At 68.2% G+C, this 12988-nt stretch carries 11 protein-coding genes; 2 read left to right on the forward strand and 9 right to left on the reverse strand.

Annotation, left to right across the window (positions count from 1 at the left end):
* Nucleotides 1-40: 40 nt before the first annotated feature.
* Nucleotides 41-1426 (reverse strand): DUF1501 domain-containing protein, encoded by a 1386-nt coding sequence (locus KF907_RS04960; RefSeq protein WP_291218765.1) that lies wholly within the window; start codon nt 1424-1426, stop codon nt 41-43.
* A 4-nt stretch (nt 1427-1430) separates the two neighbouring features.
* Nucleotides 1431-3137, reverse strand: coding sequence for a DUF1800 domain-containing protein (locus KF907_RS04965; protein ID WP_291218766.1), 1707 nt, complete (start codon nt 3135-3137; stop codon nt 1431-1433).
* 112 nt (nt 3138-3249) lie between these two features.
* On the opposite strand from KF907_RS04965, the gene KF907_RS04970 reads away from it, so the two are divergent.
* Nucleotides 3250-3684, forward strand: a complete 435-nt coding sequence (locus KF907_RS04970; RefSeq protein WP_291218767.1) for a cupredoxin domain-containing protein — start codon at nt 3250-3252, stop codon at nt 3682-3684.
* Entirely contained in the window at nt 3662-4381 is a 720-nt protein-coding gene (locus KF907_RS04975) for a YkgJ family cysteine cluster protein (protein ID WP_291218768.1), read from the forward strand. The genes KF907_RS04970 and KF907_RS04975 overlap by 23 nt, the downstream gene beginning before the upstream one ends.
* A 52-nt stretch (nt 4382-4433) precedes the next feature.
* Here KF907_RS04975 and KF907_RS04980 read toward each other — a convergent pair whose 3' ends face one another.
* The 7 genes from KF907_RS04980 to hrpB form a co-directional block, all read right to left on the reverse strand.
* A complete protein-coding gene (locus KF907_RS04980) occupies nt 4434-5567 on the reverse strand; it encodes an acyltransferase family protein (RefSeq protein ID WP_291218769.1) in 1134 nt (377 codons plus the stop codon).
* A 134-nt stretch (nt 5568-5701) separates the two neighbouring features.
* On the reverse strand, nt 5702-6799 hold the full coding sequence (locus tag KF907_RS04985; protein ID WP_291218770.1) for a PA0069 family radical SAM protein: 1098 nt from the start codon (nt 6797-6799) through the stop codon (nt 5702-5704).
* A 126-nt stretch (nt 6800-6925) separates the two neighbouring features.
* Complete coding sequence (locus KF907_RS04990) at nt 6926-7522, reverse strand: lysophospholipid acyltransferase family protein (protein WP_291218771.1); 597 nt, start codon at nt 7520-7522, stop codon at nt 6926-6928.
* Nucleotides 7519-7944: an alternative ribosome rescue aminoacyl-tRNA hydrolase ArfB gene (gene arfB, locus KF907_RS04995; protein WP_291218772.1), complete on the reverse strand. Its 426-nt coding sequence runs from the start codon at nt 7942-7944 to the stop codon at nt 7519-7521. Before arfB ends, KF907_RS04990 begins: the two co-directional genes overlap by 4 nt.
* A gap of 198 nt (nt 7945-8142) precedes the next feature.
* On the reverse strand, nt 8143-9231 hold the full coding sequence (locus KF907_RS05000; RefSeq protein ID WP_291218773.1) for a peptidoglycan -binding protein: 1089 nt from the start codon (nt 9229-9231) through the stop codon (nt 8143-8145).
* Complete coding sequence (locus KF907_RS05005; protein WP_291218774.1) at nt 9228-10283, reverse strand: flagellar motor protein MotA; 1056 nt, start codon at nt 10281-10283, stop codon at nt 9228-9230. Before KF907_RS05005 ends, KF907_RS05000 begins: the two co-directional genes overlap by 4 nt.
* Before the next feature lie 183 nt (nt 10284-10466).
* Nucleotides 10467-12983: an ATP-dependent helicase HrpB gene (gene hrpB, locus KF907_RS05010; RefSeq protein WP_291218775.1), complete on the reverse strand. Its 2517-nt coding sequence runs from the start codon at nt 12981-12983 to the stop codon at nt 10467-10469.
* Between the last annotated feature and the right edge of the window lie 5 nt (nt 12984-12988).

A 12988-nucleotide genomic window follows, 5' to 3' on the forward strand; every position in this document is an offset into this window, starting at 1 on the left:
GGAGCGCGCAAGCTTAGCGTCACGCTGCCCGTGCTGCGAGTCAGGTGTTCATGAAGCCCAGGTTCGCGCTGGCGAAACGGCCGAGGTTGGGGAACACCGTGGACATCTGTGCATCGGGCACGCCATACCAGCGCGACAGCGTGGCAGCGTACTGATCGACCGCAGTAGTCGGGATGATCTGGCCCCAGCCGGCATCGTCGGGGCCTTCGATGGTGAGGTTCGGGAGGGTGCCATAGATGCGCCGGCCGGCAACTGCGCCGCCAAGCACGAGGTGATGGCCGCCCCAGCCGTGGTCGGTGCCGTCGCCGTTGATGCTCGTGGTGCGGCCGAATTCGGAGGCGGTGAACGTCGTCACCGCATCGTCGATGCCGAGTTCGACCGTGGCGGCATGGAATGCGGCGAGTGCGCCATCGAGTTCACCGAGTTGGGCGGCGTGGTCCTCGAGCTGGCGGTCATGAGTGTCGAAGCCGCCGATCCCGACGAAGAAGATCTGCCGGCGCATCTGCAGGACGCCGCGCACCTGCATGAGCCGCGCGACCATGCGCAACTGCTGGCCGAGCGGGGTGTCGGGGAAGACCGTGGCCAGCGCACCGGCGCCATCGAGCGCGGAGTTGATCAACGTTCCGTTGGCCATCGAGCGGCGCATGACGGCGGCGTACTGGCGTTGCAGTGCGTGACCGTGCGGGGCGTCGCGCAGGGCGATGAAGGCCGCGCGGCGATCGGCATTCCAGCTTTCCTCGCCGACGAACGGGATCGACTCGGCGCCGTTCTGGCCGACGAAGTACGGCACCACGTTGTCGCCGGCCTGGAACACGTTCTCGCCGTCGACCGAGATGTTCATCGACAGGTCCTGATTCGGATTCGTGGCGAAGAACATGTCGGCGAGGCGACCGCCCCAGCCACGCCGCACGGCGAGGTCTGCGGCGGGCTTGTGCCAGGTCACGCTCTGGTCGCTGTGCGAGAACAGTTGTGCCGGCACCGGCACGCTGCCGGCCTCGTACTGGGCCTTGGTGATCGGGTACAGCAGCGGACCGATGTTGGCCACGATCGCCAGCGGCGATGGCGTGGCGGTGCGGTTGAACAGGGCGGCGAGCTGCGGCATGGCGTTGTGGAAACCATAGCTGCCGCCATCACCGGGGGCCACGACCGGGTTGAGCGCATGGGTCTGGGCAACCGGCAGGGCGAGGCCGCCGCGTGCGTTCTGGTAGGCCGTGCGCGGTGCGCCGCTGCGTGGCACGAGCATGTTGAACGAGTCGTTGCCGCCGTACAGGTACACGCAGACGAGGGCTCGGTAATCGGTGCCGAGCAGGCGGTCCTCGCTGATCGCCGCGGCATGCGCGATCGACAGCTTGCCGCTGAGAGCGCCGAACAGGGCCGAGCCGGCGGTGGCGCACAGGGCGCGCTGGATGAACTGGCGTCGTTTCATGGGATCAGCGCTCGATGGCGTATTCGGGGGAACTCTGGATCAGCCAGATCGCGTTCTGCACGCGTTCGCGGCGACCACTGTTCGTGTTCGGCATCGTCGAGATGTAGCCGGTGATCGTGTCGAACATGAAAGGTGACATCGTGCGACCCATGAACAGGAGGTCGTAGCGGTCGACCAGGCGCGCTGGATTGTGGGCGAGTGCGACTTCCGGACCGAGGTCGACGACGATGTCCTCCGGCGATTGCCCACCCTGACCACGCCAGGACCAGTACACCTTGGCGCCGAGGGCGCTGGCGACGCTGGCGATTGTGGTGTCGGTGGTGATCTGGAATTCCGGTGCGTCGAGGCCAAGGTTCGACAGCTCGCCGGGTGGACGATAGTCGGGCAGGAAGAAGTTGAACACGCTCGGTGAGCGCAACGCGGCCTGGCCGAACGAATACTCGGGATTCCATTCGCGGTAGCGGCCGTCGTCGGCGCGGCCGTCGAGCGCTCGCCAGAGCTGGGTCAGGCGCAGCAGCGGCTCGCGCAGCTTGCCGCGGTTGCTGGCCAGCGTCGGCAGGATGCGCGCTTCGCTGTCCATCAGCACCGCGCGCACGGTCGCGCCGAGGTCGCCACGTGCGCCCAGCCCGTTGTTGGCGAACACCGCGGCCACGCGCCCGACGTAGGCCGGGCTCGGATTGCTGCTGACCAGGCGCTTGATCAGATGGCGGGCGATGAACGGGGCGACGTTGGGGTGGTTGAACACATTGTCGAGCGCGGCCTGCAGGTTCGATTGCGCACTGCCACCGGCTGGCAGCACGCCGTTGGGCAGGGCCACGCCCGGATAGACGAGCAGTTGCTTGGTGCCTGCGCTTGCATGGTAGGCAGCCATCGGCGCCATCGGTTGCAACCAGTACGCATCCCAGCCCGGTTCCGGCCAATCGACCGGTCCGGAAGGACACCATTCCCAGTTGTTGGTCGGGCAATTCGCCCAGTTCCAGCCGGTGAATACGTGGGCGAAGCCACGGATCGTTTCCTGGTTGTAGGTCGGCACGGGCTGGCCGCCCGAGGAGATCACCGTGCCGTCCATGTTGAGCTGGACCAGGCCGACCGAGAACAGCTGCATGATCTCGCGCGCGTAGTTTTCGTCCGGCCGGATCCCGAGCGCGGTGTCCGGCTTGCGGTTCTTGAACATCGACAGGTAGTGGCCCATGACCGGGCTCAGCGTCACCTGTTCGAGCAGGCTGCGGTAGTTGCCGAATGCGCCTTCGACGAGGAGGTCGTAGTAGTTCGCCATGGCGATCGGATTGCCCTCGATCGCACCGCTCTGGTCGGAGACGACGAGCAGCTCGCTCAGGGCAAAGGCGACGCGCTGGCGCAACTGGTCCTGGCCGCGCACGGCATGCAGCCACCAGGCTTCCTGACGACTGTTCTGGTAGACATCAAGGCCGGCGGCGGCCTGGGCTTCCAGGTAGGGGCGATGCCGGCTCGGCGTGGCCGCGGCCTGTTCGGCGAGCCAGGTGTTGTAGCCGATCGCGCGCAGGCGTGCGATTTCCGCCAGCGTGGGCCCGAAGGTCGCCTGGGTCAGGAAACGTGCCGCGTCGGCATCGGAATATGGCCCTTCGTTGCGATGGTCGAAGCCAGAATCGAAAAGGTGCTCGCCGGCGTGCGCAGTGGCGCAGGCCAGAACCGACGCGGCGACCCCTGCGGCCATCCGCAGCGTGATTCTCATCTCGACGATCCCCGCCCTTTGACCGCCCGCCGCGGCGTTGGCCACACTAGCGGCTTCCGTCGCCGCCGCGTGTGCACTCATTCACACCATGAATTCCTTTCGGGCCGGGTTTGTGACCGTTCGTCCGCTGGCGCTGCTGGTGACCCTCGCCGCTGGTCCGGCGCTGGCGCTCAACAACTGCCTCGAAGTCGATTTCGCCGATCGCCGCGGCCTTGCCGAACTGGTCGTCGCCAACGACGACCCGACCAACCCGTTCCGCTACCGCCCGCGTTGCGCGACGGTGAGCGAAGGCACGCGCATCGTGTTCCGCGCGAATCCGAACTTCGGCATGCACCCGCTCTACGGCGGCCTCGTCAGCGGCGGCATGGCCACCATCGACCCGACAAGCCCGATCGGCTCGATCACCTCGGGCACCGAAGCCGTACGGATTCCGGTCGATGCGGGCGAGTACCCGTTCTTCTGCGATTTCCACTACACGCAGGGCATGCTCGGTTCGCTGCGCGTGGTGCCGCAGTTGTTCGCCGATGGCTTCGATCCAGCGCCGTAGCCTGCCGCGCATGAGCCACGACATCGCCGCCGAATACCGCCGCACCGGCCTGGCCGAGCACGCGACCGCCATGGGTGAACTCGCGCAGGGCGATCCCTTGCGCGCCGTCACCGCCTCGTACCGCCGCCACGAACGAATCTTCGATGCCGCGCTCGCCGAATCCGGTGCGAAGCTCGATTGCCGCGCCGGCTGTGCCTGGTGCTGCCACTACAAGGTCGATGTGCGCGCCGACGAGGCGCTGGCGATTGTCGAACACGTGCGCACCCGCCTCGATGCGGCCACGCGCGAGCGCGTCATCGATGCGGCGCGGCGCAACGCGGCGACGATCCGCGCGCTCACGCCCGCGCAGCACATGACCACCAACCTGGCCTGCTGCTTCCTTGTCGAAGGCGCCTGTTCGATCTATCCGGCGCGGCCGTTCGCCTGCCGCAACCACCACTCGACCGACGTCGAGATGTGCAGGGCCGAGTACGAATCACCGGGTCGAACCGATTTGCCCGATAGCTCGGTGCCCCTGCTCAAGGCGCGCTGCGGCGGGCATCGCGAGGGGCGCCAGTCGGCCGTGCTGCACAGCGGCCTCGACGTGCGCGCCTACGACCTGACCACCGCCTTCCTCGATGTGCTCGACAACGCCAGTGCATCGAGGCGCCTGCGTCAGGGCAAGCGTGCCCTGATCGAGGCGATCGTGGTCGACTGAGCTCGGGAGCCTGCGTGGCAGAGGCCAATCGGGCCGCGCAGGCGAAGGACATTCACGCTGCAGGGAGTCTTGCACGCCGGCCCCGTTCGAGCAGCGGCCGTTCGACCAGCACGAACGACGCCTGGGCGACGATGAGCGTCGCCGGCAGCACGATGGCGAGCAACACGGCGAGCTTCGTGGCCGCACCCCATGCCGCCGGGATATGGGGCAACACCGCCAGCACGATCGGCATATGCCACAGGTAGACGCCGAAACTGACGCGACCGAGATGCCGCAGCACGCGGCTGCCGAACAGCATGACGGCGGAACGATCACCCCAGGCCGCGGCGAGCAGCACCGGCAGCAGGCTGGCGCTGAACAGGCCATGCCAGACGAACAGCAGCGGATGACCGTCCCAGTAGTCGGCACGGACCACATACAGCGCCGCGAGCAGGAGCGTGCAGCCGGCAACGCCACCCCAGAACCACAAGGCCCGGCGACGCGGCCGCCAGCCGCTCGACAACGAGGCGACGAATGCCGCGCCGGCGAGCATGCCGATGACGAACTGGTCGATGCGGCCGGGCAGACGCTCGATCTCGACCACGCGGATGGGGACCGGTTCGGCGGCGACCAGTCCATAGGCAAGCACGCGCCAGCCGAGCGTGACCGCGACCGCACCGACGAGCAGCCAAGGCCAGCGACCGCGGTCGAGCATCGGCGCGAGGAATGGCAGCAGCAGATAGAACGCGAACTCGATCGGCAGGGTGAACCAGACACCGACCAGCGGTGCCACCCAGTCGCGGCCCATGTTGAACCAGAGGAACACATGCGCGACCAACTCGCGCAGGTCGAGCAGGCGTCCCTCGCCGGTCAGCGTGGCAATGCCGAGCAGGATGCCGAGTTGCAACAGATAGGCCGGGTAGATGCGCAGCGTGCGGCGCCACAGGTAACGGCCCGTATCCGGTCTTGGTGCACCGTCGTAACGCCAACGTGCGAACGGCATCGCCAGCAGGAAGGCCGACAGGCAGAAGAACACGTCTACACCGGCCCAGCCGAGATTGAAGAACGGACCGAACGCAGGACCGCCGGACCACAGCTGCAACGCCGGCTCGCCGGCGAAGAACCACACGTGCAACAACAGCACCCAGAGCGCGGCGAAGCCACGCAGACCGGTCAACGCGGGCAGTTCGGTAGATGGAGTGCGCATGCGGCCTCGACGTGGAAGCGCGCACGATAGTGCATCCGCGCGCAGGCGTCAGGTGTGCCCATGCATGCCTGCACGACGAACCCGGTCCGTACGATCGGGTCGGCCGCATGCACGCAGCGCTGCGACGGGAGGGTTCAGAACAGCGATCCCTGCGGCGAGGCGGAATTCGGTACGCGGAAGCGGGTTGCGTCGAGGCCGAGGTCGCGCGTGCGGTTGAGGCCGAGCCGGCGGCAGGCAAGTGCGAAGCGTTGACGGATCAGGTCGGCGAACACGCCACTGCCGCGCATGCGCGTGGCGAAGTCAGGGTCGTTGTCGCGACCGCCGCGTGACTGCCGGACCAGGCTCATCACGTGTTCGGCACGTTCCGGCAGGTGCAGGTCCAGCCATTCGCGGAACAGCCCGGCGAGTTCGTGCGGCAGGCGGATCAGGGTGTAGCCGGCATGGCGTGCACCGTTGGCGGCAGCACGTTCAAGAATCTCCTCGAGGAAGGCATCGGTCACCGCCGGGATGATCGGTGCGACGAGCACGCCGCATTGCACACCGGCTTCATTGAGCCTGGCGATGGCTTCCAGGCGGCGATGCGGCGCGCTCGCGCGCGGTTCGAGCGTGCTGGCCAGGCGGTTGTCGAGCGAGGTCACGGAGAGGAACACGTGCACCAGGCATTCGCGTGCCATCGGTACGAGCAGGTCGAGATCGCGCTCGACCAGCGCGTTCTTGGTCACGATGGTCAGCGGGTGGCGATGCTCGGCCAGCACTTCGAGGATCGCGCGCGTGATGCGGAGCTTGCGCTCGATCGGCTGGTAGGGATCGGTGTTGGCGCCGAGGTTGATCGGCGAGCAGGCGTAGCCGCGGCGGCCGAGTTCCTCGCGCAGGCGTTCGGCGGCATTGGTCTTGGCGAACAGCTTCGTCTCGAAATCGAGGCCGGACGATAGATTGAGATAGCCGTGTGATGGTCGCGCATAGCAGTAGATGCAGCCGTGTTCGCAGCCGCGATAAGGATTGATCGACTGCGTGAACGGCACGTCGGGCGAGTCGTTGCGGCTGATGATCGAGCGTGCGCGTTCGAGCGTGACCTCGGTCGGTGGGCGTGGCGATGCATCGGTCTCGCGATGCCAGCCGTCGTCCTCGATCGTCTTCGCGATCGCCTCGAAGCGGCCTTCGCGGTTCGAAGCGGCGCCGCGCCCCTTGATGCGGGTCGGGCGGGTCAGGTCGTCGGGATCGTGTGCGGACATGCGCTGATTGTCGCGCCGTGCATGCAAGCCGGAAACGGGGAACAGGGAACCGGGAATGGTGAAGCCTTGCCCTTGATCTTCCCCATGCCCTGCTTCCGAGCGGCCTTGGCCGCGTAAGGCCCTATTTCAATCGACGCCGCGATGCTTGCCGCGAAACGGCGCGTAGTACGCGCGCAGGGCGGCGATATCGGCGTCCATGTCCTCGCCGGGCATCAGCGGCGGGCCGAAGCCGATGGTGCGTTCCGGATAGTGGAAATGGATCGGCACGATCGGCACCCCGGCGGCGCGGGCGATGTGCCAGAAGCCGCTCTTCCATTTCGCCACGCGCTTGCGCGTGCCCTCGGGGGCGATGCCGACCCAGAGCTTGGGCTGTTCGCGCAGGCGCGCCGCCATCTGCTCGACCAGGCCATGCGTTGCGCTGCGTTCGATCGGGATGCCGCCGAGCTTGCGCAGCACCCAGCCGAGCGGACCGACGAACAGTTCGCGCTTGGCCATGAACGAGACGTCGGCGCCGATCGCGACCTTCATCAGCAGGCCCCACACGCCGTCCCACCACGAGCTGTGCGGCGCGCCGATCATCACCGCACGCGGCAGGTCGGGAATCGTGCCAGTGAGGCGCCAGCCGGCCAGCGTAAGCACCCAGCGCGCGAGGCGGCGCCCCGCGTGCTGCGGAAACTGTGGCATCGACGGCGGCAGGGCGGCCGGGAAACGGTCCGCGCTCAATCGCCGCTCCAGTCGCGCGCGCCGCGGCCCTGCTTGATCGAGGCACGCTTCTTCTTGGCGTCGATGCGGCGTTCCTTGGAGGCACGCGTCGGCTTGGTCGCGACGCGTTTCTTCGGCACGTGCTGGGCGGCGCGGATGACCTCGGCGAGACGCACGCGCGCGTCGTCGCGGTTCTTCGCCTGGTCGCGGAAGCGATTGGCCTGGATGACCAGCACGCCTTCGTCGGTCAGGCGGCGGTCGCGGCGCGCAAGCAGGCGCGCGCGCAATGGTTCCGGCAGGCTCGGCGAACTTGCCACGTCGAAGCGCAGTTCGACCGCGCTGGCGACCTTGTTGACGTTCTGCCCGCCCGGCCCCGACGCGCGTATGAAGCGTTCGACGAGTTCCTCGTCGGGGATGGACAGGCGGGCGTCGATCTCGAGCATGACGCGGATTCTAGGGATGCTCTGATCAATCCCACAACGGCGTCACCGTCCCGTGCGGGCGCAGCTCGGCCAGGCAACCAGCCTGCACTTCGCCACGCCCACCCCGCTGCGAACCTTGCGGATGTCATGACGCCATTGCGGGATTGATCAGAGCATCCGCGGCGGCAGCTCGCGATCGCCGAGCGCGATCCGCCGCCGTCAACGATTGGTCAGTTGCAACTCGATGCGCCGGTTGCGGGCATAGGCCGCTTCGCCGTCGCCGGAATCGAGCGGCTGGAACTGGCCGAAGCCGTTGGCCGACAGGCGATGGGCCGGGATGCCCTGCACGACGAGGTACTTGACGATCGCCACCGCGCGCGCGGTCGACAGTTCCCAGTTCGACGGGAAGCGTTCGGTGTGGATCGGCCGGCGGTCGGTGTGGCCATCGATGCGCAGCACCCAGTCGATGCTCGAGGGGATTTCGGCGGCGACTTCGCGCACGGTGTCGGCGAGCATGGCAAGGCGTTCCTGTCCGGCCGGGTCGAGTTCGGCCGAGCCGGACGGAAACAGGATGTCGGTCGGCACGATGAAGCGGTCGCCCGAGACCTGCACGTCGCTGCGGTTGCCGAGCGCTTCGCGCAGGCGGCCGAAGAATTCCGAGCGGTAGCGCTCGAGTTCGCCGACGCGCTCGGCCAAGGCGAGATTGAGGCGTTGGCCGAGGTCGGCGATCGTCGCGTCCTTCGTGTCGATATCCCGGTTGGCGACGTCGAGCGCGTTTTCGAGTCTTGCCAACTGTTCACGGATCGCGCTCATCTGCCGGTTCAGCAGTTCGATCTGTGCGGTCGCCGCGGCATTGGCTTCGGTCTGCACGGCGAGGTCCTTGTTCGAGGTGTCCAGCGCCGTGGCCAGGCGCGCAACCTCGGCTTCGAGCTGCGCCTTCAGTTCGTTGAGCAGGGCGATGTCGGTGCCGAGTCGCGCCGCCTCGCCGGTCGCTGCGTCGAGTGCGCCGCGCAGCGTGTCGCGATCGTCGCTGGCCCGGCCGAGCGAGGCGGCCAGTTCGGCCACGCGCGCATCGAGCGAACGCTTCTGTTCCTCGCTCAGCGACAGCGTGCGCGCGAGTTCGGCGACCTGGGCGTTCAGTGCATCGAGTGCACGGTTCTTGCCGGCCAGTGAATCGGAGAGCACGAATTGGCCAATCGCGAAGATCAGCAGCACGAACACGAACACCATGATCAGCGAGGTCAGCGCGTCGACGAAGCCGGGCCAGATGTCGAACGTGCGCCGCCGCCGGCGTGCAAGCGTGCTCACCGACGCGGCTCGCGCGGGCCGACTGCAGCGGCGATCGTGCGCGAGAGCAGGCGCAGCTCGGCTCGCAGATCGTCTGCCAGGCGCGACTCGGTCGGCGCCTCTGCGGCGAACTGGCGCAGCAGCTTGCGCAGTTCGTTCTGCGTCTCGGTCGCCGCTTGGCGTTCGCGCACATCGCGCGACAGCAGTTCGTTGAGGCGGCCGAGCTGGGTGGCGATCTCGGCGAACTGCTCGTTGCTGCCGCGGCGCTCGCGTTCGTTCTCGACAATCGCGCGCTGCATGCGTTCGAGGCCGTCGGCGGTCTGTTCGAGCAGGGCTTGCACGTAGGCCGGCACGGAGGCGTCGGCGTCGAGCGCGTGGCCAGAGGACAGATGGGTCATGCCGGACAACCATTCCTCCAGCTCGTTGTGGAAGCGGTTCTGTGCACCGCCGGCCTGCAGGTCGAGGAAGCCGATCACCAGCGAACTGGCGAGGCCGAACAGCGAGGTCGAAAAGCTCGTCGACATGCCGCCCAGCGGTTCCTTCAAGTGCTCCTTGAGCGCACCGAACATGGTCGCCGCATCGTTGCCGACGTCCAGCGAACCAATGATCCCGGTCACCGAGGCGATCGTCACCAGCAGGCCCCAGAAGGTGCCGAGCAGGCCGAGGAAGATGGCCAGCCCGATCAGATAGCGCGAGAGGTCGCGCGATTCCTCTAGGCGCAACTGCACGCTGTCGAGCAGGGTGCGCATCGATGCCGCCGACAAGGTTGCGCGTCCACGCTCGCGACCACCGAGCATGCGAGCCATCGGTGCGAGCAGGCGCGGGTTGCCGTGCGTGCCGCGTTCAGGGTTCGAGCGGCGGAACGATTCGATCCACTCGACCTCGCGCGACAGCACGAGCACCTGGCGGACGTTGACCAGGATGCCGGCGGCGAGCACGAGCACGATCACGCCGTTGAAGAACGGGTTGGCCATGAACATCGCGGCCAGGCGCGGCGCGACGAGGAAGGCCAACGTGGCAACGCCGGCGAGGAAGGCCGACATCCAGAGCAGCGCACGTGAAGGTCGGCTCATGCCCATTCAGGTTCTCCGCAAATCTCGTTGGATGCGAGTCGCATGCGACCGGTTGCACACGCGTTTGGTTCCATGTGCGGCACGCCGATGAAGCACACGCGGGGGAATCTCCGGAATCAACCCGACCGTTCGTTCCCGCCTGCACCAGGTCGAGGACCGTGCACGGGAATCCGTGAAAGGCGCTCATTGGGCGCGCGGCTTCGCCCGATGCGTCGGCGTTGCCGTCCACGGATCGTCCGGCCAGGGATGCTTCGGATAGCGGCCCTTGAGTTCCTTCTTCACCTCCGGATACGTGCGCTCCCAGAAGCTGGCGAGATCCTGGGTGACCTGGATCGGTCGTCCGCCTGGCGAGAGCAGGTGCAGGGTCAGGGCGACGCGGCCGCCGGCGATGCGCGGCGTATCGGCAAGGCCGAACAGTTCCTGCAGCTTGACCGCGAGCACGGGCGGTCCGTCGACGCTGTAGTCGATGCGTCGCTCGAGGCCGCTCGGCACGCGCACCGTGGTCGGTGCGTGCTCGTCGAGGGCACGCCGTTGCGCATGGTCGAAGTGCGCGGCCAGCGCTTCGCCGAGCACGCCGGCGCCGATCGCGTCGAGGCGGGTGACGCCGGCCAGATACGGCGCAAGCCAATCGTCGAGGCTCGCCAGCAGGCGCTCATCGGAGAGATCGGGTAGATCGAGCTCGGGCCACCATGTGCGCAGGCGGGTCGTGCGCAGACGCAGTGCACGTGCCGGCTCGCTCCAGGGCAGGACGTCGAGGCCGAGTTCGCGTACGGCGGCGATGAGCGCAGGCACGCTGTCCTCGGGTCGTGCGGCGGCACGATGGCGTTCGAGCACGATGGCGTCGAAGCGGCGCTGCTCCCAGGCTTCCACCGTGCGCGTTTCGCGGTTCCAACGCACCACCCGCTCACGCACGAACGTGTCGGCGAAATCGCGTTCGAGCAGTGCCGGATCGAGCGGCGCGGCGAGCCGGATCAGGCTGTCACGGACATCGGCACGCAGGTCGACGACGACCAGCCAGGGTTCGCCGATAAGTGCGCTTTCATCACCCAAGTGTGCGCCGCGACCGTTGGCCAGGGTGTAGCGGCGCGGATTGGCCGGATCCTGACGGGCGATGCGGTCGGGCCAGGCATGCGCGAGCACGTCGCCAACGGCAGTCGCCGGCACGACCTCGCTTTCACCGCGCACCAGGCCGGCCCGTCGACGCCAGGTCTCGGCCGCTTGCGCGATCGCGGCCAGTGCGCCGGCGTCGGCGTCGCCCACCGGGCGGCGCGCACGCCAGGCTGCGAGCGCCTGCACGCGGGTGCGCAGGTCGTCGTTGCGCACGCCGCCGCCGCGCAATGGATCGCGCGTCTCGACCAATGCGGCGAGGTCGCAGGCGAGCGCCTTCGCCTGACCGGCGCGCAACACCGCGGCGGCCAGGCGTGGATGTGCACCGAAGGCGAGCATGTCGCGGCCGAACCTGTCGATCCGTCCGCCACGGTCGAGCGCGCCGAGACGCACCAGCAGGTCACGCGCCTGGGCCAGCGCGCCCGGCGGTGGCGGATCGAGCCACGGCAGCACGTCGGAACCCCAGGCGGCGAGTTCGAGGGCGAGTTGGGCGAGTTCGACCTGGGCGATCTCGGGTGTACGCGCCGGTTCGAGGCGCCGGCTCTGCGGCCACAGGCGATGGCAGCGACCGGCGGCGACGCGTCCGGCACGTCCGGCGCGCTGTTCGGCCGAGGCCTGCGAGATGTTGACCACCGCCAGGCGCGTGAAGCCCGAGTTCGGATCGAAACGCGGTTCGCGCGCGAGACCGCTGTCGACGACGGTACGGATGCCGGGCAGGGTCACGCTCGATTCGGCGACATTGGTCGCCAGCACGACGCGGCGCCGGCCTGGCAGCGCCGGTGCGAGCGCCGCGCGCTGTTCGGCGAGGGTGAGTTCACCATGCAGGGCGACGAGATCGACCTTGGCGTCGAGCGAGGTCGCCAGCGCGTCGCGCGCGAGATCGATCTCGCGGCGGCCGGGCAGGAACACCAGCACGTCACCGTCATTGCCGGCCAGTGCGGCCTCGACCGTGCGCCGCACGTGCTGCGGCCAACCGCGTTCGGGCCAGGCTTCGCCGGCACGTGGCGGTGGCCAGTCGATGTCGACCGCGAAGCTGCGTCCTGCACTGGTCAGGCGTGGCGCATCGAACCAGTGCGCGATGCGTTCGCCGTCCAACGTCGCCGACATGATGACCAGGCGCAGGTCGGGCCGCAGGTTGGCCTGCACGTCGAGGGCGAGGGCGGCGCCGAGGTCGCCGTGCAGGTGACGCTCGTGGAACTCGTCGAACAGGATCGCGCCGACACCGGCCAGTTCGGGATCGTCCTGCAGCAGCCGTGTGAGGATGCCCTCGGTGAGCACTTCGATGCGTGTCGCCGCCGACACGCGCGCTTCGCCGCGGATGCGGAAACCGATGGTCGCGCCGATCTCCTCGCCACGCGCATCCGCCATGAAACCGGCGGCTGCGCGTGCGGCGATGCGGCGTGGTTCGAGCATGAGGATGCGCCGGCCCTGCAGCCATGGTTCGTCGAGCAGGGCGGGCGGCACGCGCGTGGTCTTGCCCGCGCCGGGGGGCGCTTCGAGCACGAGGCGCGGATGTCGGGCGAGGCTCTCGCGCAGCGCGGGCAACACCTCGTCGATCGGAAAGCGGGTAGCGTGCAAGCGAACGGCGTCCATGGATG

This window comes from Dokdonella sp. (genome assembly GCF_019634775.1).
GTDB lineage: Bacteria > Pseudomonadota > Gammaproteobacteria > Xanthomonadales > Rhodanobacteraceae > Dokdonella.